Source organism: Caballeronia sp. Lep1P3, from assembly GCF_022879595.1.
Classification (GTDB): domain Bacteria; phylum Pseudomonadota; class Gammaproteobacteria; order Burkholderiales; family Burkholderiaceae; genus Caballeronia.
Map to the genome: position 1 here is coordinate 721,243 of NZ_CP084266.1, position 24,847 is coordinate 746,089.

The window sequence follows — 24,847 nt, forward strand, 5'->3', positions numbered from 1 at the left end:
TTTGGCACCGACGCGGCGCGCTTCATCCATGATTACGGCGCTGGCGGCTCGCTCTGAAGGGTGGCCGCGAGGCTCGTCGATTTTCTGTTCGCAGCCGGCGGCCGGGCGGCGATGGGCGATACTGGTGCGTTCACCGTTTCCAGATTCCGCCCATGCCCGATCTGCTCGACATCCGCACCCCCGACTTCCATTCGGCGATGGCCGCGCTGCCCCCGACGCCCGCGCCCTCGCCGACGCTCGCCGCCGACGAAACGTACTGGAGCGCCGTGCGCGCGCTGTATCGTCAGTCGGATGCGCTCGTCAACCTGGAGAACGGCTACTGGGGCGCGATGGCCGAGCCGGTCAAATCGGTGTTCCATTACTGGATCGAGCGCGTGAACCATGAGACGACGACGCTCGTGCGTGCGCAGTGGTCCGCGATCCACGATGGCCTGCGCGAGCGCGTCGCGGCGGCGATGGGCTGCGCGGCCAGCGAGATCGAGCTGACCCGCAACGCGACCGAAGCGCTGCTCGCGCTCATCAGCGGCTATAACGGCGTAGCGCCCGGCGATACCGTGCTCTACAGCGATCTGGACTATCCGTGCGGCAAGGACGCGATGGAATGGCTGCGCGAACGGCGCGGCGTGACGCCGGTGCGGATCACGATTCCCGAGCCGGAAGCGTCGCAGACGGATTTCCGCCGCCGCGTCATCGAGACCTACGCCGACGCGCTGCGCGCGCATCCGCGCACGCGGCTCGTGCTGCTGTCGCATGTCTGTTTCGCGACCGGCCTCGTGATGCCCGTCGCGGAGCTATCGGCGCTCGCGAAAGAGGCCGGCGCGGACGTGATCGTCGATGCCGCGCATTCGTGGGGCGCGCTCGACTTCGACGTGCCGTCGCTCGACGCGCCGTTCGCCGCACTGAATCTGCACAAGTGGATCGGCGCGCCGCTCGGTTGCGGCGCGGTGTATGTGCGCCGGGGGCGCGTCGGTTCGATCGACCCTTATCTCGGCGACCGAACCTGGCCCGCCGACGACATCCGCGCGCGCGTGCATACCGGCTCGCCGAACTTCGCGGCGTGGCTCGCGCTGCCGGCGGCGCTGGAGTTGCACGAGCGCATCGGCGCGCACGCGAAGGAAGCGCGGCTGCGCGCGCTGCGCAACGCATGGGTCAAGCCGGCCCGCGCGCTGCCCGGCGTGCGAATCCTCACGCCCGACGATCCTTCGATGACGGCGGGCATCACCGCTTTCCGGCTCGACGGACGCACCGCGAAAGCCACGAGCGATGCGCTGCGCGAGCGCTTCGGCATCTTCACCGTGACGCGGCCCGGCCCGGACGCCGGAGATGTCGTGCGCGTGACGCCCGCCGTCTTCTCGCGGATGTCGGATGCCGCGCGGCTCGCCGATGCGCTCGGCGTGCTCGCGCGCGAGCCGCGTTGAACAGGTTGAACAGGTTGAACGGGTTGAGCGGGTTGAGCGGTTGAGCGGTTGAGCGGTTGAGCGGGTCGCGCGCGTTAGCAACGTTATGCGCGTTATGCGGGCTAAGCGGCGTGCTATAGCAAGCGCATCGCGCCCGAGCGAAAACGCGCGCGCAGGCCCGCGCCTAACGCGCCAGCGCGCCCGCATCGAGCCCTTCGATCAGCTCGCCGAGCGCCTCGGAGCACGGCGCTTCGACCTTGAGCGCGAGCAGGGAATCGGCGCGCGTCTTGCCGATGTTGATCGCCGCGATCGGCTTGCCGCTCTTCGCAGCCCATTCGCAAAACCGGTAGCCGGAATACACCATCAGCGACGATCCGACCACGAGCATCGCGTCCGCCGCCTCGAGTGCGGTCGCCGCGTCGTGCACGAGTTCGCGCGGCACGCTCTCGCCGAAAAACACGACGTCCGGCTTCAGCAGTCCGCCGCAGTGGGTGCAGCCGGGCACGTCGAAGGCGGCGAAGTCGATGTCTTCGATATGCGCGTCGCCGTCCGGAACGGCGGGCGCGCTATAGCCCACGAAATCGGGATTCGCCGCTTCCAGCATGCGCTGCACGGCCGCCCGTTCATGCCGCGCGCCGCACGACATGCAGCGCACGCGCCCGATGTTCCCGTGCAGTTCGATCACGTCGGCATTTCCGGCGCGCGTGTGCAGTCCATCGACGTTCTGCGTGACGAGACGATGCACGCGCGAACGCGCCGCCAGCGCGCGCACCGCATGATGCGCGGCGTTCGGCTGCGCGTTGGCAACCACCGGCCACCCGATCAGGCTGCGCGCCCAATAGCGCCGCCGCGCGTAGTCGGAACCGAGGAAATCCTTCAGCAGAATCGGCGCGCGGCCGGTGCGCTGGCCCTCGCGATCGCGATAGCACGGAATGCCGGACTCGGTGCTGATACCCGCGCCCGAAAGCACGAAGAGCCGCGGATGCCGCTCGACGAAGTCATGAAGTGAAAGCACGTACTGTCCTTGAGCGCGCAAGCCGCGCGCAACGTGGCCGATGCAGTATCTTGAAAACCTACGCGCCGACTATACGGGCAAACGGCGCGCCGCGCACCGGCCTTACCACTTTCGAAGAACGTATAATTGGCTTGACCAAATCACGCTGCATGGATAGATTGATGCGCTGCCCCACTCCTATTCGAACGAGAGACACGATGCTGACCGTCATTTGCGAAACGCCCGGAACCCTCAAGGCCGAACAGCGCGACAAACCGCAGCGCGGCGAGAACGAAGTGCTTGTGCGCGTGAAGCGCGTCGGCGTATGCGGCACGGACCTGCACATTTTCACGGGCAACCAGCCGTATCTGTCGTATCCGCGCGTGATGGGTCACGAACTGTCGGGCGTGATCGAGGAAGCGGACGCCGCGAGCGGCCTTTCCGCTGGCGACACGGTCTACGTGATGCCGTACCTGTCGTGCGGCAAGTGCATCGCGTGCCGTCAGGGCAAGACCAATTGCTGCGTGAACATTCAGGTGCTCGGCGTTCATCGCGATGGCGCTTTCACCGAATATCTGAATCTGCCCGCGCAATTCGTCCACAAGGCCGAAGGCGTGACGCTGGATCAGGCCGCCATGGTCGAATTCCTCGCCATCGGCGCGCATGCGGTGCGCCGCGCGGACGTGCAGCCGGGCCAGCGCGTGCTCGTCGTCGGCGCGGGTCCGATCGGCATGGCGGCCATCACGTTCTCGCGGCTGCGCGGCGCGACTGTCACGGCGCTCGACACGCGCGAGGATCGCCTCGCGTTCTGCCGTCGCGAGTTGAAGGCGGACGCGACCGTGCAGATCGGCGAGCGCGACAAGGAGGAACTGTCGCGGCTCACGAACGGCGAATTCTTCGATGTCGTCTTCGATGCGACCGGCAACTCGCGCGCGATGGAACGCGGCTTCGAGTTCATCGCGCACGGCGGCAAGTACGTGCTGGTGTCGATCGTGCCCGACCGCATCTCCTTTGCCGATCCGGAATTTCACAAGCGCGAGGCGACGCTGCTCGCGAGCCGCAACGCAACGCCCGAAGACTTCGAAACCGTGCTCACGGCAATGCGCGAAGGCAAGGTGCCGACCGATGCGCTCAACACGCACCGCATGTCGCTCAACGACGTGCCGGAGCGCTTCTCGTCGCTGCTCGATCCGAAGGCGGGCGTCGTGAAGGCGATCGTCGAGTGCTGATCGTCGAGTGCTGATGGGCTAGTCGGGGCGGCTGCGCACGAAGCGCGGCCTGCCCCGATCGTCGTGCCACGGCTCGGCGGTCCTGCACCAGATTTCGTAGGCGGGCGGATACAGGCCGACTTCGTCGAAGATGCCGGTCGGCACTTCGATTTCCGGCACGCCGTCGAAGACGAGATAGATGGGCGAGCCGCACCTCGGGCAATGATGGCGGTGGCCTGTCGCGGAGCTTTGCCACGCGATGGTGTCGCCGAGAACGGAAACGGCGTCGCGCTCGAAAATCGCGTAGAGGCCGAACGGCGCGCCGTGAATGCGGCGGCACGTCATGCAGTGGCAGAGATTGACTTCCTTCGGTTCCGCGTAGACGCGCACGGACACCGCGCCGCACGCGCAGTGTCCTTCGTGGATCGGCTCGGCGGCCATGTATCGCTCCCGGCGTTCAACCGCTTTGCGCGTGCGGCGAAGCACGAACGCCCTCGCCGCTCAGCGCACGAAATATCCCCGATTCTGCATGCACTCGCTGTACGCGCGCCAGTAGCGCACCATCGGCGGCTCGGGCGGCGGAAGCGGCGGCATCTTCATGTCGCCGCCATAGATGGCATCCGATGTGCCGCTCGCGGACATCGCCGCCGACGCGGGCATCGCCGCCGATGCGCCTTGCGCGCCGGCAACCGCTGCGCCGGATGCGCCGGATGCGCCCGATACCGCCGACGCGCCGGAAGCCGCTGGCGCCGACGCCGCGAGCGCCCCCGATGCGACCGGCGGTAGCGGCGGCTCGACCGGACGCGGCGCGCTCATCGTGCGCGTCTCGGTCGCGCTGTGCTTCGGCGGGGTCTGCGACTCGCGCGCCATGTTGACGTTCGTCGTCTGATTCGCATACGCATAGCACGCCGCGTTGTCGACAGACTGTTGCGCCGAACTCTGGCTGCGGCCTGGCAGCGTCATCGGCTGCTGCGCGAACGCGGCGCAGGAGCCGGCGAGCAAGGCGATTCCCGCGAAGTTGGAAGGTTTCATTGCCGTGCGTTTCCCCGATGCGGTGTTTTTCGTCGTTGCAGCTCGCTCGCGCGGCAATCGCCGACGACGGGCCGCGAGCTGCGCCGGGCCTGCTGTCAAGGATACCGCGCTCCCGCAGCGCGCCACGCCAGAAGCACCGGCTTCTTCCGCCAATCTCGGCAGCCGGAAAACGCGGCTCGCAGGTCAGAACTTCATGCCGACGCCCACGCCGATCACCCACGGATCGATCCTGAGCGAGCCGATTCTCCGGTCGACGCCCACGCGCGCCCTTGACGGTCGGCAACGGATGCCGGCGGCCAGCAAGCGCGCGCCGCGCTTCGTTGCGCATCGACAAGAAAGGTGCTTTCAGGTCTGCTGCTTGCTTTGAAAGATGCAAAGCGCAGAACATAGGGAGGACGAGATGAGACCCACTTTTGGCATGGCGGCACGACTCGCCGCGATGCTTGCCAGCGCGACGTTCGCGGTCGCGGCAGGCGCACAGCAACCGACCGCGAAACCCGAGGCGCATCCCAAAGGGCAGCAGACCACGCAGCCGAACGCACCGAAACCCAGCCGCCTCGAGAACGACAGCACGCCCGCGTATCAGGAGCAGAACGCCACGCCGCCTGCGACCGCCGCGGCGCAGGCAAGCGGCGCGTTGAAAACGGAGCCGGGCAAGTCATCGTCAGGAAAGGGACCGGCGCCGAAGCGTCCGAACGGACTCGGCTTCGATTCGGACGCGGGCAGCATGGGCAAGAAGCCATGACGCGTCAGGCGTGACGACGCGAAGCGGCGTTGCGCCGCTTCGATTCCTCCGCGATTAGTTGGATTTCGGCGGCCAAGGCCACGTCGCATAACGCGACGATCCGCGCGCGGCCCGTTTGCCCGCATCGGGTGCTTCTTCCGGCGCGGGCAGCGCTTCCGCGACTTCCGGCTTTTCCGCTCCGGCCTCGCGCGCCGCGTGAGCCGGGGCCGCGCTTTGCGCGACGTCGGGCACGTCCGCGCCGAACCACGGCACGTCCTTGCGGCGTTCGTCGACATACGCGCGCCAGCCCGCCGCGTTGTCTTCGAAGAGATCGTGCTTCACGGTGCCCGCGAGCATCGGATGGTTGAGCGACGCGTCGAGGAGCGCTTTCGGCCACACGAAGAACGCGCCCGATGCGCGCCGGATGAACTCGCGCGGCGTCATGCGCGAATCGACGAAGCCGAGCAGCGTGAAGTCCGCGAGCGCGTCGTTGCCGCGCAGCGCTTCGCCGATGCTCGCGTAGTCGTCGGCGCATTGGCTCAGGCAGAAGACCGTTTCCAGCACATCGCCGAGATGCAGCAGCAATGCGCGCCGTTCGTAGGGTTCCTGGCTTGCGGCGTCTCGATTCGTCATTCGCTCTTTCCGTTCGGTAAGGGGTGAAGGTGCCCGACGACGATTCTAGCGAACCTGAAGCGGCGCGCGCCTTCATCGGCAGACGCGGTACGGCCCCATGTCGACGTGAAAGTGCGTGCGATGCAGCGCGTTGTAATCGGGGCCGAGCGTCGTGTCGAAGGAACGGCACGCGCCGTCGTGCACGCGTCGCAGAAAGTCGGCCTCGGGCGTGCCGGCATCGTCCCAGTGCGCGAGCGTGATGCGCTTTCCGTCCGCGAGCACGAAGGCCGTCAGGTCGATGGCATTCGCGCTCGCATGCTGGCTCAGCGCGGCGTCCTTCTGATGATTCACGTTGCGGCATGCGTAGCTGCCCACATGCTCGATACGCGCCACGCGCTCGCCGAACACGCCGATGGCCGCGCGCTGCACGTACTGATGCGTGAAGAGCGCCATGCCGACCGCGAGCGGACAACTCGCGAGAAACGGCGCGCTGAAGCGCACGTCGTCCGAATGCGCGACGCGCACCACATCCTTCAGTTCGCAGCCGTCAGGCCCGGACGTATCCGCGATCTTCCTATACGTGAAGCCCGAGCGCGCGAGGGCGGCGTCGCAGAGTTGCGGGTCGTGGGTGGTGCGCCAGAGCCGGAACGCGGTGAGCGGTCCAGGCGGCGCGCGCACGTCGAGCGGCGCGAACGGATCGTAGCGTTCGGGCACGGCAATGCGCCGCGTGTACACGCCGTAAGCGAAAACGATCGCGCCGACGACCGCGAGCAGAGCAGCCACCGGACGATTCGGCCGATCATGAACGCGCGCGGTCAATCCGCCGGATGCGACGCGTCGGCGGCGCTCGACTGCACGCGCTCGGCGAGTTTCGCGTCGTAGCTCGAATGGATGTGTGTGCGCTTCTTGTCCGGATACGCGTAGGAATACGCCTTTCGCAACGCGAGCGATGCCTCGTGAAAGCCCGACAAGATGAGCTTCTGCTTGTTCGGATAGTTCGCGATATCGCCGACCGCGAAAATGCCCGGCCGCGACGATTCGTAGTTCGACGTATCCACCTCGATGCGCCCGCCGCGCACATCGAGATTCCAGCCCGCGATCGGCCCGAGATCCGCGACCAGCCCGTAGAGCACGAGCAGCTTGTCGGCGGCGATCTCCGTCGCGCCTTCGATCTGCTTGACGCGCACCGAACGCAGCGCGCCGTCGGGCGCATCGAGCGAATCGATCATGCCGACGATAAAGCGCATCTCGCCCGCCTCGACCTTCGCCTTCATCGCCGCGACCGTTGCCGCCGCCGCCGAGAAGCCGTTGCGCCGATGCACGAGCGTGACCGTGCGCGCGACGCCGCATAGCGCGTTGGCCCAGTCGAGCGCCGAATCGCCGCCGCCCGCGATAACCACCTCGCGGTCCTGGAAATCCGCGACGCGCGCGACGCCATACAGCACATCGCGCCCTTCGAGCGCCGCCGCCTGCGGCACCTGCAGACGCTGCGGCACGAACGCGCCGTTGCCCGCCGCGATCAGAATGGCCGCGACATCGAACGTGATGCCCTGCTCCGTTCCCACCGTCCAGCGACCGTCCTCGCGCTGTTCGACGGACTGCACGCGCTGGCCGAGATGGATCGGCACGTCGAACGGGCGAATCTGCGTGAGCAGCCGGTCGACGAGTTCGCGCGCCGTGCACGAGGGAATGGCGGGAATGTCATAGATCGGCTTGTCGGGATATAGCTCGATGCACTGCCCGCCGATGCGCGCCAGCGCATCCACGATATGACACGAAAGCCCGATGACGCCGGCCTCGAATGCGGCGAAAAGCCCGACCGGGCCCGCGCCTACGATCAATACATCGGTTTGAATGGGGCTGCTGGATGCGTCCATGTGATCGTCGTCCGTTGTGCTGGCTGCTCTCGCGTTGCTGAGCATTAGACGGACCACGATACAGAAAGCTGCCGGAACGGACAACGAAGCCCCTTTCCGGCAAGCGGCGATTCACCGCGCGTTCAGCCCGCGCGCGTAGTACGCGGAAGCCGCGTCGATCTCTTCCGGCGTCATGTTGCGCGCGACGTTGCGCATGACCTGATCGATGTCGTTCGTGCGCGTGCCGTTCGCGAACGCGATTAATTGCGACTTCGTGTAGGCGGCCGGCAAGCCGTCGATCCACGGACTGCCCGCCTTGTTGTCGATGCCGCCGTGACACGCCGCGCACGGCGCCACGTTGCGCATCGGCGCGCCGTGCGACACGATGCCGGGCGCGAGCGCGTCGCTCACCTTGCGCTGCGCGGGCGGCCTCGGCAGGCTCGCGTAATAGGCGGCGAGATCGCGCATGTCCTGATCGCTCAGATTGACGGCCATCGGCGACATCACCGCGCTGTTGCGCGCGCCCGTCTGAAAGTCGATCAACTGCTTGTAGATGACCGGCGCATACTGCCCCGCGAGATTCGGCGAATTCGCTTCGCTCATGCCGCGTTCGCCGTGACACATCGTGCAGCGCAAGGCGAGCGTCGCGCCGCGCCCGATGGAATTGGCGCTCGCGCTTGCAAGCAATTGCGGCGTCACTTCGACGGCGGAGAGCTTTCTTGTCGGCTCGACGGTCGTATCGCCCGAATGCCAGTTGCGCGGCACGCCCGCCGCGCTGCAGATGGCGTTCCAGATGCCGGTGAAGGACGCGTCGCGCTGCACGGACGGCAGCCACACGAAGCCGATCACCGCCGATACGGCCGCGATGCCGATGGTCCCGAGAACGCTCGTCGCGAACCAGCGGTTGCGGAAAGTGAAGAGGCGTTCTTCGCTCATCGCTGCGCTCCGATGGGAACCGCGGGCACGGACGTATCGGAGCGCGCCACGAGTTGCGCGATCGGATAGCCGTAGTTGACGAGCGTGAGACCGATCATCAGCGCGAGCCACAAGCCGAAGCTGTTCAACGCGACCGGGATCGTGCGCGGCTCGTGCACCGCGCGGCTGAAGCGGAACTCCTCGACGCTCACGCGCGGCGCGCGATGCGCCCGTATCAGCACGATGAAAAAGAGCAGCGCCGACACGACCAGAACGAAGCCGCCGATGGTCGAGATCACGACCGACGCCGCCTGATGCGCGATCTGCGGATCGCTGTAGTCGTAGAACGCCATGCGCCGCGGCATGCCGAGAATGCCGACGTAATGCCACGGGAACGTCAGCACGATCATGCCGACGAACCACAGCCACAACTGCGCGCGCATGAGCTTCACGCTTTGCAGCGCGCGGCCCGTCAGATGCGGCCACAAGTCATAGGCAATCGCGAAGTACATGATGACGATCGCGCCCGCGAAAATCAGGTGGAAATGGCCCGTGACCCATTGCGTGTTGTGCACGGTCGAGTCGAGCTGATAACTCATGTTGATGATGCCGCCCGCGCCGCCGAAGCCGAGCATCACGAACGAGAACGCGACGGCGAGCATCATCGGGTTCTCCCACGGCAGCGCCCTGATCCAGCCGAGCGCGCCGCGACCGCCGCGCAGCCGCGCCGCGATCTCCACCGACGCGCAGATGGTGAACACGGTCAGAAGCGTCGGCACGGCGACGAGCGCGGTGAACACCGAATGCATGAACTTGAAGCCCGAGCCCACTTGCGGGTCGGCAAACAAGTGGTGAATGCCGATCGGCATCGACACGACGAGGAACAGGATGAACGAGATGCGCGCCATGGCATCGCTGTAGAGGCGTCCGCCGATCGCGCGCGGGATGATCGTGTAATACGCGATGTACGCGGGCATCAGCCAGAAATAGACGATCGCGTGCAGCGTCCACGAGAAGAACACGCGCGCGAGTCCCGCGTCGATGGTGGACTTCCAGCCGAGCGCCACCGGCAGAATCATGAACAGCACTTCGATGGCCGCGCCGACCGCCGTCCAGCCCCACAGATACGCGCCGGCGACGGTGGCGAACATCGGCAGCGGCACCGTCTTGGCCGGATTCGCGCGCTTCCACGCATGCAGGTTGACCGACATCAGCGCGACCCAGATCCACGATCCGACCACGACCAGCACGACGCCGAGGTAATAGAACGCGTTGCCGATCATCGGCGGATAGAACGTGTAGAGCACGGAGGCGAGGCCCATCGCGACGGGGATCATCGCCATGACCGAGCCGATGGCGACGAGCCAGAAGCCGAGCCACGCCCAGCGCACGCCGATAAGCGTGCGCTTGAGCGCCAGTTCCGTGACCGCGTAGCCGAAGCCCATCGCGATGAGCGTCGGGAAGACATAGCCCATCGCCGAGCCGTGAGCCGTCACCGAGCGATAGTAAATCTCGGGATTCTGCAGCCCGATGAAGAGCGGACTGCGCGCGAACATCTGCCACGCGCCGAGCAACAGCGCGACGCCGAAAGCCACGAACGCGAGCCAGAAATGCGCGAGGATGAGGCGCTTGCTATTCAACACAGGACAGTCTCCGCGAATTGGCCGGCAGCTTGTCGGCCATCTGCATGAATTCGGCGCGATCGATCACCTTGACGTGCGCCCACATGCCGTGATGCCCGACGCCGCAGAACTCGTGACACGGCATCAGATGGTCGCCGGGTTCGTCGAACGTGGTCTTGAATGTCGAGACGTAACCCGGTTCCAGCATGGAATTGATGTTCGTCTTCGTGATGAGAAAGCCGTGCACGACATCCGAACTCGTCGCGCGGAACGTGACCGGCACGCCCGCCGGCACGAGCAGGCATTGCGGCGTGAACGAGTACTGCTGCGCGACGACGCGCACCGTCACCGAGCCGTCGCTCTCCGGCGCGGTGCCGAGATTGCTCTCGACGAATTCGCCCGAGACGTGCAGCGTTTCGGGGCGCACGGTCTCGACGCGCGAGGGCGGCATCATCGCCCAATGGAGGCCGGTGTAGACCACCATCGCGACGAGCACGACGACGATCGCGAGAACGAGCATCGCCCAGCGTTTTTCGACGCGTTCGGCGACTTCGTGTGAACCTGGATTGATGGCCATAGATGTGCTGTGCTGCCTCGATGAATCACTGAGTCACTGAATCACTGGATAACGCCGCGAGGCAGGAACACGGCGAAGTAGAAGGCGAACCAGAGGCCAATGACGATGGCCGTCGCGATGCCCGCGAGCGCGAGCGCACCGCCCGGCCCGCTTCTCACGATTTGATCGAGCTTCGCGTCTTCGTTCGGATCGTCGTTCATGGTCGTGTCGATGCTAGTAAAGGGGCGCCGAGCGCAGTTCGTTGACTTCCTTGACCGATACCGGCGCGCCGCGATTGCCCCACGCCGTGCGGATATACGTGACCACCGCCGCGACCTCCACATCGGACAGCGACTGCGCGAACGGCGGCATGCCGTAGGGCTTCGGGTTCTTGAACGTGCCGGGCGGATAGCCGCCGTTGAGCACCATGCGGATCGGGTTGACCGCCGAACTCATCACAATCGACTGGTTGCTCGCGAGCGGCGGAAAATCAGGTGGCTTGCCCTGGCCTTGCGCTGCGTGACAGACGGCGCATTGCGCGTCGTAGATCTTCTTGCCGAGCGGCGAAAGATTCGTGCGCTCTTCCACGACCGCCTGGCTCGGCGGCGCGGACTTGTCGCCGGCGTGCGCGGGCAGCGCCTTCAGATAGACGGCCATCGCGCGCACGTCGTCTTCGCTCAGATATTGCAGGCTGTCGTAGACGACTTCGGCCATCGGGCCATACACCGCGCCGCGATTGGACGCACCGGCATGCAGCAGGCCGACGATGTCGTCCATGCTCCAGTCTCCGAGGCCCGCTTCCTTGTTCGACGTGAGCGACGGCGCGTACCAGTTCTGGATCGGGATGAGGCCGCCTTCGAACGCCTTCGAGCTGACATTGCCGCCGAGCGCGTTGATCGCGGTGTGGCACATCGAGCAATGGCCGAGTCCTTCGACGAGATACGCGCCGCGATTCCATTCGACGGACTGCTTCGGATCCGGCCGATACTCGCCCTGCCTGAAAAAGAGCGAGCGCCAGCCGAGCAGCAACTCACGCCGGTTGAACGGAAAGCGCAACTCGTGCGAGCGGTTCGGCTGATGCACGGGCGGCGTGGACATCAGGAACGCGTAGATCGCGTCGGAGTCGGCGCGCGTCACTTTTGTATAGGACGCAAACGGCATCGCGGGATAAAGCAGCGAGCCGTCGCGCGAGCGGCCCGTGTGCATCATGTTGTAGAACTCGTCGGCGCTCCATTGGCCGATCCCCGTCTCCTTGTCCGATGAGATGTTCGGCGTGAAGAGCGTGCCGAAGGGCGTGTCCATGGGACGACCGCCGCCGAAGGTCTTGCCCGCGGGCAGCGTATGGCACGCGATGCAGTCGCCCGCGCGCGCGAGATACTCGCCGCGCTTGACGGTGGCGGCATCGAAGCTCTTCGCCTGCGCCGCCGCGTTCTCTAGCGGGACGGCGCACGCCGCGAAGAAGACCGCCACGGCAAGCGCCCCAAGTTGTCGGAAACGAAGCACGTCGGGTCCTCTTCAGTGTTGGACGCTGCCGCACGCGAGCGGCATCTTCAGTGAGCCGGCCGCGACGGGCGTCGGATTCGCGGGCGCGGGCAACGAAGCGAGATAGGCGGAAATGGCGGTGATGTCGCGCTCGCCCAGAAGTTGCGCGACTTGGCGCATGCAGTCGGGCGGCACGGTCGAGCGCGTGCCGTAGCGCCATGCGCCGAGTTGCGCGCTGATGTAGTCCGCATGCAGGCCGAGCAAGCCGGGAATGGCCGGCTCCATGCCGGTCATCGACGCGCCGTGGCAACTCACGCAGGCGGGCACCTTGCGCGAGGCATCGCCCTGTGTCACGAGCGTCTTGCCGAGGTCGAGCGTCTTCGCATCGACGCTCGGCGCGGTGCGCGGCGGGAACGGCGGACGCTCGGCGGCGAAATAATCGGCGATCTGTTTGAGGTACGCGTCGGGCAGATACGCGAGCAGATAGTTCATCGGCGGGTATTTGCGCCGGCCGTCGCGGAAAGCGAGCAGTTGGTTGTACAGATAACCGGCCGGTTTGCCCGAAAGACGCGGGAAATAGTCGTTGTCGGTGCCTTCACCGTGCGCGCCGTGGCACGCGGCGCAACCCATGACGCGCGCCTGCATCGTGTCCGGCGCGCGCTCGAGCGGCGCGCTCGTCTGGGCGAACGCTCCGATGCTGCCGAGCGCGAGGAACGCGATGAACGCGAGAAGCGCGGACAACAGGAAGAAGGCGCTGCGCTGAGCCACGTATGCCACGTATCCCCCGTTTCAGGTTGCCATTTTCGATTCGACGCGCGCGCTTCATTGCAATCGTCGCGCTCGACGCTGTTCTTCAAAGCTGCAGTTCTGCCGGTGGCGGGTTGTGCTTGGCTTTTCAGATGTTAGGAGACAGCTTCCATTTTCTCCAGCCCCGGAATTGTCTCAATACAAGCGATCGCTGCGTATCGCAAGACGAGCCGATTCTTTGCGCCAGAACAAGAAAACGCATTATTTCGAGATACGCGGACGGATGATCGATTGCGCCAACGCCCGGTCACAAGACGGTCTGCGCGGAATCGCTCTCATTTATGAGACGCGTAATCGACGCCTTACTTCAGCCCGAGCCGTCGCGCGAGCCGATTCAGATTCGCGCGGTCGATGCCCAGCTCTCGCGCCGTCGATGCCCAGTTCTGTCCGTTGCGCGCGAGCGCATCGAGGATGAGCCTGCGCTCATAGGCGGTCACGGCTTCGCGGAAGTCCGCGGCGGGCGCATCCGATGCCGGCGCGCTCGGCGACGCGGCGAGCGCGCCGACATGCGCGTTATCGGCGATGTCGAGGTCCGCTGCGGCAAGCGTCAGGATGCGCGGCCGTTCGCGATGCACGGCGAGCGCCTTCAGCGCGCTTCGGCCGATCAAATGCTCCAGCTCGCGCACGTTGCCCGGCCATCGATACGCGAGGAGCGCGGCCTGCGCATCGGCGGAAAGGCGCAGGCTCAAAAGCCCGAGACGCGAGCGGTTCTCTTCGAGAAAGAAGCCGGCAAGCAGCAGGACATCGCGGCCACGTTCGCGCAGCGGCGGCACGACGAGCGGATACACCGACAGCCGGTGATACAGATCGGCGCGAAACCGCCCGGCGCGCACTTCGTCGGCGAGATCGCGGTTCGTTGCGGCAATCAGCCGCACATCGACGCGATGCTCGCTGTCCGAACCGATGCGCTGCAACTGGCCGTTCTGCAACACGCGCAGGAGCTTCGCCTGGACGGCGAGCGGCAGTTCGCCGACTTCATCGAGAAAGAGCGTGCCGCCGTCGGCCAATTCAAACTTGCCGCGCCGGTCCGACGACGCGCCCGAGAACGCGCCCCGCACATGCCCGAAGAGTTCGCTTTCGACGAGCGTATCGGGCAGCGCCGCGCAGTTGAGGCTCACGAGCGGCTTGTCCGCGCGCGGCGAAAGCGCGTGAATCTCCGAGGCGACGAGTTCCTTGCCGACGCCCGTTTCGCCGGTAATCAGCACGGTCAGATCGCTCGACGCGACGATCGCGATCTCCTCCATCAGATGCTTGTGGCGCGGGCTGCTGCCGATCATCTCGCGGCGGCGCGGCCCGCTTGCCTGGCGGTAGATTTCGGCGCGCTGCCGCTCGGCTTCGCCGGTGCGCGTGAGTCCGTCGATGCGCGCCGCCACGCTCACGGTCGCCGACGCGAGGCTCAGAAATGCCTGCAACGAGGCCATGTCGATGCCGTCGAAGCGCGCGGGATCGAGTGCATCGAGCGTGAGCAGCCCCCACGGCTTGCCGTCGATGAAGAGCGGACTGCCGAGGCAATCGTGCACTTCCAGATGCGCGCCCGCGTGCTTGACGAGGCCATCGTAGGGATCGGGAAGCGGCGAGTTCGCCGGAAAGCGCGTGGGTTCGGCGCGCGCGAGGATGCGCGCAAAGCGGGGATGGTCGCTCACGCGAAAGCGCCGGCCGAGCGTATCGCTCGATAGCCCGTCGATGGCGAGCGGCACGAGCGTCTCGCCGTCGAGCCGCAGCAATGCGGCGGCGTCGCTCGGAAAGAGCGCGCGCAGCGCAGTCAGCAAGCGCCGGTAGCGCTCCGTGTCGGGAATGTCCTGCGACAGATCCTCGATCAGCGGGACGAGCGCGTCGAGCAGGACGCGCGAAGTCATTGCGACTACGTCAGCAGTCTTTTTGACTAGTGTTGAATCGACCATTCGTTACGCTAAGCTCTTGTTTATAAGGGCGGCGAAGCATGGCACGGAATCTGTATAAGTAATCAACGAATTCCGTTGTGCAGCATTCCGCTTCGCCGTAGTCAAGAGGACCATATCATGTTGTCAACCGGACACCGCGCCATCGTCAAAGCCACCGTTCCCCTGCTCGAGAGCGGCGGCGAGGCGCTTACCCGCCACTTTTACGCGCTGATGCTCAACGAACATCCGGAAGTGCGGCCGATGTTCAACCAGGCGCACCAGGCAAGCGGCGCGCAGCAGCGCGCGCTCGCCAACGGCGTGCTGATGTACGCGCGCCATATCGACGAACTCGAAAAGCTCGGCGGTCTCGTCGGGCAGATCATCAACAAGCACGTCGCGCTCAATATCCAGCCCGAGCATTATCCGATCGTCGGAAGCTGCCTGCTCAGGGCCATCCGCGAAGTGCTGGGCGCGGAGATCGCAACCGATGCCGTGATCGAGGCGTGGGCCGCCGCTTACGGGCAACTCGCCGATTTGCTGATCGGCCTCGAAGAAGGGATCTACAGCGAGCGCGAACACGCGCCCGGCGGATGGCGCGGCACGCGGCGCTTCGTCGTCGCGCGCAAGGTCGCGGAGAGCGATGAGATCACGTCGTTCTATCTCGTGCCCGAGGACGGCGGCGCCCTGCTCGACTTCCATCCCGGCCAGTACATCGGCTTGCGCGCGTTCATCGGCGGCGAGGAACTGCGTCGCAATTATTCGCTATCGGCCGCGCCGAACGGACGCGAATATCGCATCAGCGTGAAGCGCGAGAAGGAAGGCAAGGTGTCGAACTTCCTGCACGATCAGGTTCAGGAGCGCGACACGCTCGACCTGTATCCGCCCGCTGGCGACTTCAAGCTCGAACATGGCGACAAGCCGCTCGTGCTCATCAGCGGCGGCGTGGGCATTACGCCGACGCTCGCGATGCTAAACGCCGCGCTCCTGGCGACGAAGCGCCCGATTCACTTCATCCACGCGGCGCGGCACGGCGGCGTGCATGCGTTCCGCGAAACGATCGACGATCTCGCGGCGCGGCATCCGCAACTCAAGCGCTTCTACTGCTACGAGAACAAGCGCGACGGCGACGGCGAGGCGCACGGCTTCGGCGTCGTCGACGAAACGCTGCTCGACAAGTGGCTGCCGAAAAACCGCGATGTCGATGCGTATTTCCTCGGGCCGAAGCCGTTCATGAAGGCGATGAAGAAGCACCTCAAGGCGCTCGGCGTGCCCGAAGCGCAAAGCCGCTACGAGTTCTTCGGGCCGGCTTCGGCGCTGGATTGATCGCGCTCCGGTAAGCCAAGCGTGCCCGTGGCCGACGGCTGCGGGCACTGGCTACCCGAAAATAGCGAAAACCGGTCATTTATCGAAGCCACCGCAACGCCTAATCTTCACTTGTCGCGCCGCACGGCGCGCTTTCTCCAACCCAGTGAAGAGGACAGATCGATGGAACCCCGTCTCGATTTCTACAAGGCCAGCCCGTCCGCCATCAAGGCGCTGCTCGGCGTCGAAGAACGCATCGGCAAGTCGTCGCTCGAAAAATCGCTTGCGGAACTGGTGCGCTTGCGCGCATCGCAGATCAACGGCTGCGCGTTTTGCGTCGACATGCATACCGCCGACGCCCGCAAGGGCGGCGAAACCGATCGCCGGCTCGCGACAGTCGTGGCGTGGCGCGAGACGCCGTTTTTCACGGACCGCGAACGTGCCGCACTCGAATGGACCGAAGCGCTCACGCTCATCGCGCACGACCGCGTTCCCGACGCGGTGTGGCAAGCCGTGAAGCCCCATTTCAGCGACGAGGAGATCGTCGATCTGACGCTGCTCGTTTCCGCGATCAATAGCTGGAATCGTTTCGCGATCGCGTTTCGGAAGATGCCGGCTTGAGGAGCGCGCCATGAGCATGCGTCGGATTCTCGTACTGACGGCGGCGCTCGCATTCGCCGCGCCGGGCGCCTTCGCGCACGACGATGGCGCCGAGACCGTCACGCCCGTCATGAAGCAGGCCGTCCCGGAAGCCGCCGGCAAGAACGTGCTGATCGCAACCGTCGCTTATCGGCCGGGGCAGGCGTCGGAACCGCATCGGCATCCGGGGTCGATCTTCGCGTATGTGCTGCAAGGACACGTCGTTTCGCAGCTCGAAGGATCGGCGGCGAGGACGTATGGCCCCGGCGAGTCGTGGTATGAGCCGCCGGGCGCGCATCACATCGTGTCGAAGAATGCGAGCAGCACCGAGCCGGCGAAGCTGCTGGTGTTCGCGATCGTCGGCGAAGGCGAGCCGGTCAAGCTGCCGATTCCGGCCAACTAGCGACGAAAACAGAGGGCATCGTCATGAAGCGTGCAGAACCAGTTTATGTTGCCGCGCCAGAGAAACGCGACCCGGGTGGTCTGCCGAAATTCGCCGTCTCCGCCCTCTTCGCGCTCGGCTTCCGGCCGCTGTATCTCGGCGGCGCGGCTTTCGGCGCGCTCGCATTGGCCGTCTGGCTGCTGGTTCTGAACGGCGTGCCGGTCGTCGGCGGCTATCTGCTGCGCGCCGATCCGGTCGGCTGGCACGCTCACGAAATGGTGTTCGGCTTCGCGGCGGCCATCGTCGCGGGCTTTCTGCTGACGGCGGTGCGCGCGTGGACCGGACAGAACACCGCTCGCGGCTTGCCGCTCGCCGCGCTCGTCGGAACCTGGCTCGCGGCACGCGTGCTCGTGTGGAGCGGACCGGCCCTGCCCGCCGCCATCGTCGATAGCGCGTTCCTGCCGCTCGTCGCGCTTGCGCTGTTGCGCGTGCTCGTCCGTGCCAGCAACCGGCGCAATTACTTCGTCGTGCCCTTGCTGCTTGCATTCGGCGCGCTGAATGCCGCGTTCCACGGCTTTAGCATCGCTGACAGGCCCGATCTCGCGATCCGCTGCATCGAAGTCGCGGCGGGCATCGTCGTGACGCTGGTGAGCGTGATCGGCGGGCGCGTGATCCCGATGTTCACCGCGAACGCGATCCCCGGCTTCGTCGCGCGGCGATGGCGCGTGATAGAACTCGCTGCCGCGCCGGTTACGCTGGCGCCGTTCGTCGCGGACGCGGTGACGCCCGCAGGCGTACTCGTCGCGGCGGTGGCGTCGCTCGCGTGCGCGGTGCATTTGGCGCGGATCATCGGCTGGCGCTCTTACGCGGTGCGCGGGCGGCCCATCCTTGCCATTCTTCATGTGGCATATGCATGGCTGCCGCTCGGTTTCGCGCTCCTGGCGCTGTCGGCGCTCAGCGCGCCGCGCGTGCCGCATACCGTGGCGATGCACGCGTTCACGGCGGGCGTCATCGGCGGCGCGGTCATCGCGATGATTACGCGCACCGCGCGCGGCCATACCGGATTGCGGCTCGCGGCGGATCGGCGTGACATGGCGTGCTATGCGCTCGTGATGATCGCGGGCGCGCTGCGCGTCTTCGGGCCGATGGCCGCGCCGTCCGGCTACTCGATATGGATCGTCGGCGCGGGATCGTGCTGGACGCTCGCCTTCGCGATCTACGTGACGGCGTATGCGCCGAGGCTCGCGAGGCCACGCGCGGACGGCAAGCCGGGCTGATCCTTTCGCGACAAACCCGCTCGCTGCGATGAACGAGCGGGCGGGCGTCGATTGCGCTGGCATCGTCACTCATTGACGGCCCCCGAGTAGCCCGTCTCCATTCCCGCGTCACCCGCACGGCGACGCGTTCTCAAAGAAACGACGCGGTCTTTCGTAGGCGATCGAAAGCCCTGCGTCTTGCCTTCTACTTGGACGAGAAAAACCCGGCAGGACAGACCTGCCGGGCGATGGAGCGTGGGCGAGACATCACGATCCGCGACACGCACGCTCGCTTCAGATGGAGGGTACGTTTACACCGTTCAACGGGCCGCGTCAGAACACGTTGAAGGGCACGTTGACCATCAGGCGATAAACGTCGCTCGTGCCGTCCGGGTAGTACGCGCTGCCCTGATGATGCATGTAGTAGAACTTGATCGACGTGTTCTTGAACTTGCCGTCCGGCACGGTGTAGCTCGGGATGACGCCGAATTCGTGGTGCGAGCCGTGCAAGGGCTGGCCGTTGACCACGTAGCTGCCGGCGTTCGCGGTGCCGCTGTTGGCCATCGCGCTGCCGTCCGCGCCCCAGCCATACGCGCCCCACATCGTGACCTTGAACCCCGGCACGCCGTAGTCCTTGAAGTTGATCGAATACGACAGGCTGACGGACTTCTCGTGCGGCTGGTTGTAGTCCACGTCGAGCGAATTCGAGCGATAGTCGCCACCCGACTCGTGGATGTAGTCGAACATCTGGTCGCCCAGAATCTGCTGGAAGGCGAACTGCAGCGTATGCGCGCCGGGACGTGTCAGAAATCTTGTGTGCTGAGGCCGGTTGGGAATCTCAGCTGATGGCGCTGGTGAAGCGCTCGCCGAACAGAATGGCGAACTGATTCACTGCTTGTCGCCAGGTGATAGGCGGCATCTTCCAGTCCTTCTCGATGTTACGCAAGGCCAGATAGAGCAGTTTGCTGGCGGCTTCGTCGCTTGGGAAGTGGCCGCGATTCTTGACGATCTTGCGCAACTGCATGTGCATGCTTTCGATCGCGTTCGTCGTGTATACGATTCGACGCACCTCGGGCGGATAGGCGAAAAAGGGGATCACCTGCTCCCATTGGCGCTGCCACATCGCCGCGACGGTAGGGAATTTGCGGCCCCACTCGCTGCCCGCAAAGGCGTCGAGTGCCGCTGCCGCCGCGTCGGCGGTGGCGGCCTGGTAGATCGGCTTGATCGCGGCAGCCAGCGGCTTGCGGTCCTTCCAGCTCGCCAGATTCAGCGAATTGCGGATCAGATGCACGATGCACGTCTGGATCTGGGCGGCCGGATAGACTGCCTCGATCGCTTCGGGGAAGCCGCGCAAGCCGTCGACCACCGCGATCAGAATGTCGTGCAAGCCGCGGTTCTTCAGTTCGTTGAAAACCTTCAGCCAGAACTTGGCGCCCTCGGTTTGCTCGATCCACAAGCCCAGCACTTCCTTGCGACCGTCGGCGCGGATGCCCAGCGCCAGATAGACCGCCTTGTTCCTGACCGTGCCTTCGTCGCGGATCTTCAGACGCAGCGCGTCAAAGTACACGATCGGATACATGGCCTCGAGCGGGCGTTGCTGCCACTGCTCGACCTCGGCCAGCACCTCGTCGGTGACCGTGGAAATCAGATCGGGCGACACCTGCAGCCCGTACAGCTCCAGCAAATGACCCTGAATCTCGCGCACGCTCATGCCGCGCGCATACATGCTGATGACGTGGTCATCGAAGCCCGGCAGTCGGCGTTGATACTTGCCCACCAATTGCGGCTCGAATGTCGCTTGCCGGTCGCGCGGAATATCCAGCATCAATTCGCCATTGGGCGTGAGCACCGTCTTGGGGCTGGTGCCGTTGCGGTGGTTACCGGACTGGCCTTGCTCGGTCTCGGCTTCCAGATGGTGACTCAACTCGGCTGCAAGCATGCGCTCGGCCAGCTGTTTCTTAAGTTGGCCGGCCAAACCTGATTCGCCCAGGACCGCCTCAGCATCCTTGCCTTGCACCTGGGCCAGCAACTGGTCGATCAGCTCATCGGGAAACAGCTTCGGTGCCTTCGGGTTCTTACTCTTCTTTGTCACGATTGCTTCGGTCATAGGACGTTATTTCCCTTATCGTCTCATGACCTCGGCACACAGAAAATCTGACAGGCTCGCGCGCCGTGCGTTCCGGCGAGCGCGAGGCTGTATGCGTTGTTGTCGATCGGACCTTGGCGTTTGTCGCCGATTGCGCCCGTGTAGTAGTAGTTCAGCGAGCCGGTCCAGCGCACCGCCTTCGCGTCGCCGATGCTCTGCGTCGCGGTGAGGTAGTACTGCTGATACACGTTGGTCGCAACGCTGCCGTAGAGCGATACCGCCGTGTCGTCTCCGTGCGTCCAGTCGCCGCCGACATACGTGAACTGCGAAACGTGCTTGCCACCGTATTCCGTCTTCAGGCCGGTGACGGTCGTCATGCCGCGCGCCATCGCGGCGTCCACGGTGCCGGCTTTCAGCGTCAGGTTCCTGATCTCGTCGCTCACGAGCGAGAAGCCGCGAAACGTCGGCGGCAGCGCGCGGTTGTCGTGGGCGATGAGGAACGGGTTGTCGAAGAGTTGCTGGCCGTACTTGAGCACCGTATTCGATGCGCGCGCCTTCACGTCCCATACGCCCGGATACGCCCACGCGAGCTGATTCGAGCCGCCGCCGTCCGTACCGACGTGCACGCGATTCGTCGCGCCGTTGCCGCCGTTCAGCTTGAACGCGCCGAAGAGCGAAACGTCCGCGCCTACTCCGATCAATCCTTTCGTGTAACCGGATTCGAACACGGCTTGTGCGCCGAGCACCCACGCGTCTTTCTTGCCCGCGCCCTTGAATTCGTCATGCTCGGTGAAGGACCGGCCCAGCAGATTCAAATGCGAATCCTCGATGAAGCCCTTCGACTTCGCCTGACTGCTCACCGGCGCGTCCGCTTCGGTATTGGGCGGCGAACTCGGCACGGCTTCGGTATGGCGCGAGGGCGGCTCGGTATCGGCTTCCTGACCGAATGCGGCGACGTGCGCCGCCATGCAACCGCTGAAAAGCAAAATAGAAAGCGCGACTGACAGTTTTTGTTTTTTCATGAAAAGTATCTCCAACTTCTGGCTCAACCTGCTGAACAGCAACAACAAAACAACCGAATCGAATGGCTGCAACGAGCCGCGCCCGTCGACTCAGAAATCGGGGCGATGCGCCATTTCGTTGCTTCTACGGACGGCGCGACGTGTGCGCTTATCGGCAGTCCGTAATGATTGGTTCTACGTCGCGCGGACGACGCGCGCCGCCTGCTTCAAGCGAAGAAACACGCCGCCGATGCATCAGCGGCCAACGTCCGCAACTCGGGCACTTCCTGCGAACACCGTGCTTGCGCCATCGGGCAGCGCGTATGGAACACGCAGCCAGCGGGCGGATCGATGGGGCTCGGAATGTCGCCCGAAAGAATCTGCACGACCTTCGCGCGCTCGACGGCCGGATCGGGCGACGGCACAGCGGACAGCAGCGCGCGCGTGTACGGATGGCGCGGCGTGTCGTAAAGCGCGTGCTTGTCCGCGAGTTCCATCACGCGGCCGAGATACATCACCATCACGCGATCCGAAATGTGGCGCACCACCGCCAGATCGTGCGCGATGAAGATCAGCGACAGCTTCATCTCCGCCTGAAGCGACTTGAGCAGATTGACGATCTGCGCCTGAATGGAGACATCGAGCGCGGAGACGGGCTCGTCGCAGATGACGAGCTTCGGCTCGACGATCAGCGCGCGCGCAATCCCGATGCGCTGACACTGCCCGCCAGAAAACTCGTGCGGATATCGGTTGATCATTTGCTCTCCCAGGCCGACCTTCGCCATCATCGCGCGGACGCGGGCGTCGCTTTCCCTTTTGCCGATGCCCGGCCGATGCTCCGTCAACGGTTCGGCGATGATCTGCCCGATCGTCATGCGCGGATCGAGCGATGCCAGCGGGTCCTGAAAGATCATCTGCACGTCGGCGCGCACCGCGTGCCACTCGCGCTGCGACGCGCGCGTGAGATCCGCGCCCATCCACACGATCTCGCCGCCCGTCGCGGGAATGAGGTTCAGGATTGCGCGCGACAGCGTGGACTTGCCGCAGCCCGATTCGCCGACGACGCCGAGCGTTTCGCCCGCGCGCAAGTCGAAGCTCACGCCGTCGACGGCTTTCAGGGTGCGCCCCGCCGCCCACGGCAAGCGGCTCTTCGCCTTCACCTTGAAATGCACGCGCATGTCGCGCACGGAGAGAATCGTTGCGTCAGACATGGCTGCAGTCCTGATATCGGGTCAAGGCATCGACGGGCCGGTGACACGCGCGCAGCCGATGCGTTCCGTCCACGGCCGTCAGCGCGGGCGCGCGCTCGGCGCACTCGGCGTTCGCGTCGGCACACCGTTCGTGGAAGGGACAGCCGGCAGGCGGATGCGCCATGTTCGGCGGATTGCCGGGAATGCCCGTCAGTTCGCCGCCTTGCTGGTCCAGCCGCGGCAACGCGCGCAACAGGCCGATCGTGTACGGATGCGAAGGCTTCGCGAACAGCGTCGCGGCATCGCACTGCTCCATCACGCGGCCGCCGTACATCACCATTACTTTCTCGCAAAGTCCGGCGACGACGCCCAGATCGTGCGTAATCAGCACGATGGACGTGCCGAAGTCGCGCTGCAAATCGCGCAGCAGTTGCAGCACTTGCGCCTGCACGGTGACGTCGAGCGCGGTGGTCGGCTCGTCGGCAAACAGGACTTCGGGTTCGCACAGAAGCGCCATGGCAATCATCACGCGCTGGCGCATGCCGCCCGACAACTCGTGCGGATACTGCCCGATGCGATGCGCCGCCTCGGGAATGCGCACGGCTTCGAGCATGGCGATGGCGCGGTTCTTCGCTTCGCGGCGCGTCAGCTTCTTGTGCAGTTCCAGCACTTCCGTCATTTGCCGCTCGATGCTCAGGTACGGATTGAGCGAACTCATCGGGTCCTGAAAGATCATCGAGAGACGATTGCCGCGAACGCGATTGAGCGCCTTCGCCGGCAAGCCGAGCAGATTGTCTCCGCGATACATCGCGCGCCCACTCGCGCGCCCGTTCGATGCGAGCAGCCCGAGCATGGCGAGCACCGTCTGGCTTTTGCCCGAGCCGGATTCGCCGACGATGCCGAGCGTCTCGCCTTCCTTGAGCGTGAAACTCACGCCGTTGACGGCGCGCACCGTGGCGTCGTGCGTGGCGAATTCGACCTGCAGGTCCTTGACTTCGAGTAGCGGCATGACTCACCGGTCCTTGGGATCGAGCGCATCGCGCAGCCCGTCGCCGACAAAATTGATGCAATAAAGCGTGACCGACAGCAGCGCGGCCGGGAACAGCAGAATCCACGGCGAGGCTTCCATCACGCCGACGCCGTTCTGAATCAGCACGCCCCAGCTTGTCATCGGCTCCTGAACGCCAAGGCCGAGAAACGACAGGACGGACTCCGTGAGAATCACGCCCGGCACGGTGACGGTCGTATAAATCGCGACGATGCCGAGCAGATTAGGCACGACATGCCGCGCGATGATGCGCCGCGTCGGCACGCCGATGGCGCGCGCGGCCTCGACGTATTCCTTCGAACGGATCGCGAGCGTCTGGCCGCGCACCACGCGCGCCATGTCCATCCACGAGAACACGGTGATGGTCAGCACAACCAGGTAGAACTCGCGTCCGAGCAACGTCACCATCAAAATCGCGATGAGCAGATACGGAATGGCGTACATCATGTCGACGACGCGCATCATCGCGTTATCCACGCGCCCGCCGACGAAGCCCGCAATCGCGCCCCACACGATGCCGAGCGTGACCGAACTCAGCGTGGCGAGCGCGCCGATCATCAGCGACACGCGCCCGCCCACGAGACAGCGCACAAGCAGATCGCGGCCGGTTTCGTCGGTGCCGAAGAGGTGCCAGTTGGTGAAAGTGGGCGGCACGCTCATCGCGTTCCAGTCGGCGGAATCGAACTGATTCGGCAAGAACCACGGCCCGGCGATGCATGCGAGCGTGATCGCGACGAGAAGCGCGAGGCTCGCCACCGCCGCCCGGTTGCGCACGAATCGCGCGCGAGCGTCCTGCCACGGACTGCGGCCCGCGACGGCCTTTTCCAACATGGGCGCCAGAGAAGCAGATTTCATCGC

Annotated in this window: 27 protein-coding genes; 8 read left to right on the forward strand and 19 right to left on the reverse strand. The window is 65.3% G+C overall.

The annotated features are described in order from the left end of the window. Nucleotides 1-152 precede the first annotated feature (152 nt). Nucleotides 153-1,418: an aminotransferase class V-fold PLP-dependent enzyme gene (locus LDZ27_RS17830; RefSeq protein WP_244816213.1), complete on the forward strand. Its 1,266-nt coding sequence runs from the start codon at nt 153-155 to the stop codon at nt 1,416-1,418. Nucleotides 1,419-1,581: 163 nt separating this feature from the next. Here LDZ27_RS17830 and LDZ27_RS17835 read toward each other — a convergent pair whose 3' ends face one another. Further along, nucleotides 1,582-2,412, reverse strand: a complete 831-nt coding sequence (locus tag LDZ27_RS17835; RefSeq protein WP_244816214.1) for an NAD-dependent protein deacetylase — start codon at nt 2,410-2,412, stop codon at nt 1,582-1,584. A 197-nt stretch (nt 2,413-2,609) separates the two neighbouring features. On the opposite strand from LDZ27_RS17835, the gene LDZ27_RS17840 reads away from it, so the two are divergent. Next, a complete protein-coding gene (locus tag LDZ27_RS17840; RefSeq protein WP_244816215.1) occupies nt 2,610-3,620 on the forward strand; it encodes a zinc-binding alcohol dehydrogenase family protein in 1,011 nt (336 codons plus the stop codon). 18 nt (nt 3,621-3,638) lie between these two features. On the opposite strand, the gene LDZ27_RS17845 is transcribed toward LDZ27_RS17840, so the two are convergent. Then, nucleotides 3,639-4,040 (reverse strand): GFA family protein, encoded by a 402-nt coding sequence (locus tag LDZ27_RS17845; RefSeq protein WP_244816216.1) that lies wholly within the window; start codon nt 4,038-4,040, stop codon nt 3,639-3,641. A gap of 60 nt (nt 4,041-4,100) precedes the next feature. Further along, nucleotides 4,101-4,631 (reverse strand): hypothetical protein, encoded by a 531-nt coding sequence (locus LDZ27_RS17850; RefSeq protein WP_244816217.1) that lies wholly within the window; start codon nt 4,629-4,631, stop codon nt 4,101-4,103. 4 nt (nt 4,632-4,635) lie between these two features. Here LDZ27_RS17850 and LDZ27_RS17855 point away from each other — a divergent pair, with 4 nt between their 5' ends. Both LDZ27_RS17855 and LDZ27_RS17860 read left to right on the forward strand, forming a co-directional pair. Then, a complete protein-coding gene (locus LDZ27_RS17855; protein WP_244816218.1) occupies nt 4,636-4,998 on the forward strand; it encodes a hypothetical protein in 363 nt (120 codons plus the stop codon). A gap of 33 nt (nt 4,999-5,031) precedes the next feature. Beyond that, entirely contained in the window at nt 5,032-5,376 is a 345-nt protein-coding gene (locus tag LDZ27_RS17860) for a hypothetical protein (RefSeq protein WP_244816219.1), read from the forward strand. 54 nt (nt 5,377-5,430) lie between these two features. On the opposite strand, the gene LDZ27_RS17865 is transcribed toward LDZ27_RS17860, so the two are convergent. From LDZ27_RS17865 to norR, 10 genes are all read right to left on the reverse strand, one after another. Next, a complete protein-coding gene (locus tag LDZ27_RS17865) occupies nt 5,431-5,988 on the reverse strand; it encodes a hypothetical protein (protein WP_244816220.1) in 558 nt (185 codons plus the stop codon). A gap of 72 nt (nt 5,989-6,060) precedes the next feature. Then, a complete protein-coding gene (locus tag LDZ27_RS17870; RefSeq protein WP_244816221.1) occupies nt 6,061-6,750 on the reverse strand; it encodes an extensin family protein in 690 nt (229 codons plus the stop codon). A 32-nt stretch (nt 6,751-6,782) separates the two neighbouring features. Beyond that, complete coding sequence (locus LDZ27_RS17875) at nt 6,783-7,844, reverse strand: NAD(P)/FAD-dependent oxidoreductase (RefSeq protein ID WP_244816222.1); 1,062 nt, start codon at nt 7,842-7,844, stop codon at nt 6,783-6,785. A gap of 111 nt (nt 7,845-7,955) precedes the next feature. After that, nucleotides 7,956-8,759: a cytochrome c gene (locus LDZ27_RS17880; RefSeq protein ID WP_244816223.1), complete on the reverse strand. Its 804-nt coding sequence runs from the start codon at nt 8,757-8,759 to the stop codon at nt 7,956-7,958. After that, the gene (locus LDZ27_RS17885; RefSeq protein ID WP_244816224.1) at nt 8,756-10,381 is read right to left on the reverse strand and encodes a b(o/a)3-type cytochrome-c oxidase subunit 1; all 1,626 of its coding nucleotides are present in this window, start codon (nt 10,379-10,381) and stop codon (nt 8,756-8,758) included. Before LDZ27_RS17885 ends, LDZ27_RS17880 begins: the two co-directional genes overlap by 4 nt. Beyond that, nucleotides 10,371-10,937, reverse strand: a complete 567-nt coding sequence (locus LDZ27_RS17890; RefSeq protein WP_244816225.1) for a cytochrome C oxidase subunit II — start codon at nt 10,935-10,937, stop codon at nt 10,371-10,373. The genes LDZ27_RS17885 and LDZ27_RS17890 overlap by 11 nt, the downstream gene beginning before the upstream one ends. Nucleotides 10,938-10,978: 41 nt before the next feature. Continuing rightward, entirely contained in the window at nt 10,979-11,137 is a 159-nt protein-coding gene (locus tag LDZ27_RS17895; protein ID WP_244816226.1) for a hypothetical protein, read from the reverse strand. A 13-nt stretch (nt 11,138-11,150) separates the two neighbouring features. Continuing rightward, the gene (locus LDZ27_RS17900; protein ID WP_370653407.1) at nt 11,151-12,419 is read right to left on the reverse strand and encodes a cytochrome c; all 1,269 of its coding nucleotides are present in this window, start codon (nt 12,417-12,419) and stop codon (nt 11,151-11,153) included. Between the two features lie 12 nt (nt 12,420-12,431). Continuing rightward, nucleotides 12,432-13,043, reverse strand: a complete 612-nt coding sequence (locus LDZ27_RS17905) for a c-type cytochrome (RefSeq protein WP_244817319.1) — start codon at nt 13,041-13,043, stop codon at nt 12,432-12,434. A gap of 464 nt (nt 13,044-13,507) precedes the next feature. Next, a complete protein-coding gene (norR, locus tag LDZ27_RS17910) occupies nt 13,508-15,106 on the reverse strand; it encodes a nitric oxide reductase transcriptional regulator NorR (RefSeq protein ID WP_244816227.1) in 1,599 nt (532 codons plus the stop codon). A 117-nt stretch (nt 15,107-15,223) separates the two neighbouring features. Between norR and hmpA the strand changes: the two genes are divergently transcribed. The 4 genes from hmpA to LDZ27_RS17930 all read left to right on the forward strand — a co-directional run bounded on the left by hmpA (nt 15,224) and on the right by LDZ27_RS17930 (nt 18,685). After that, the gene (hmpA, locus tag LDZ27_RS17915) at nt 15,224-16,408 is read left to right on the forward strand and encodes an NO-inducible flavohemoprotein (RefSeq protein WP_244816228.1); all 1,185 of its coding nucleotides are present in this window, start codon (nt 15,224-15,226) and stop codon (nt 16,406-16,408) included. A 162-nt stretch (nt 16,409-16,570) separates the two neighbouring features. Next, on the forward strand, nt 16,571-17,008 hold the full coding sequence (locus LDZ27_RS17920) for a carboxymuconolactone decarboxylase family protein (RefSeq protein WP_244816229.1): 438 nt from the start codon (nt 16,571-16,573) through the stop codon (nt 17,006-17,008). A gap of 10 nt (nt 17,009-17,018) precedes the next feature. Further along, nucleotides 17,019-17,429: a cupin domain-containing protein gene (locus tag LDZ27_RS17925; RefSeq protein ID WP_244816230.1), complete on the forward strand. Its 411-nt coding sequence runs from the start codon at nt 17,019-17,021 to the stop codon at nt 17,427-17,429. A 23-nt stretch (nt 17,430-17,452) separates the two neighbouring features. Next, on the forward strand, nt 17,453-18,685 hold the full coding sequence (locus LDZ27_RS17930; protein ID WP_244816231.1) for an NnrS family protein: 1,233 nt from the start codon (nt 17,453-17,455) through the stop codon (nt 18,683-18,685). Between the two features lie 312 nt (nt 18,686-18,997). Here LDZ27_RS17930 and LDZ27_RS17935 read toward each other — a convergent pair whose 3' ends face one another. The 6 genes from LDZ27_RS17935 to LDZ27_RS17960 all read right to left on the reverse strand — a co-directional run bounded on the left by LDZ27_RS17935 (nt 18,998) and on the right by LDZ27_RS17960 (nt 24,844). Then, on the reverse strand, nt 18,998-19,552 hold the full coding sequence (locus LDZ27_RS17935) for an OprD family outer membrane porin (RefSeq protein WP_370653458.1): 555 nt from the start codon (nt 19,550-19,552) through the stop codon (nt 18,998-19,000). Further along, the gene (locus LDZ27_RS17940; protein WP_244813746.1) at nt 19,503-20,771 is read right to left on the reverse strand and encodes an IS256 family transposase; all 1,269 of its coding nucleotides are present in this window, start codon (nt 20,769-20,771) and stop codon (nt 19,503-19,505) included. Before LDZ27_RS17940 ends, LDZ27_RS17935 begins: the two co-directional genes overlap by 50 nt. Nucleotides 20,772-20,794: 23 nt before the next feature. Further along, nucleotides 20,795-21,772 carry an OprD family outer membrane porin gene (locus LDZ27_RS17945; RefSeq protein ID WP_244816232.1) on the reverse strand — a complete coding sequence of 326 codons (978 nt, stop codon included), beginning with the start codon at nt 21,770-21,772 and terminating at the stop codon, nt 20,795-20,797. A 206-nt stretch (nt 21,773-21,978) separates the two neighbouring features. Further along, nucleotides 21,979-22,962, reverse strand: a complete 984-nt coding sequence (gene oppF, locus LDZ27_RS17950; RefSeq protein ID WP_244816233.1) for a murein tripeptide/oligopeptide ABC transporter ATP binding protein OppF — start codon at nt 22,960-22,962, stop codon at nt 21,979-21,981. Next, the gene (locus LDZ27_RS17955; RefSeq protein WP_244816234.1) at nt 22,955-23,950 is read right to left on the reverse strand and encodes an ABC transporter ATP-binding protein; all 996 of its coding nucleotides are present in this window, start codon (nt 23,948-23,950) and stop codon (nt 22,955-22,957) included. The genes oppF and LDZ27_RS17955 overlap by 8 nt, the downstream gene beginning before the upstream one ends. 3 nt (nt 23,951-23,953) lie before the next feature. Continuing rightward, complete coding sequence (locus tag LDZ27_RS17960) at nt 23,954-24,844, reverse strand: ABC transporter permease subunit (protein WP_244816235.1); 891 nt, start codon at nt 24,842-24,844, stop codon at nt 23,954-23,956. Nucleotides 24,845-24,847 lie beyond the last annotated feature (3 nt).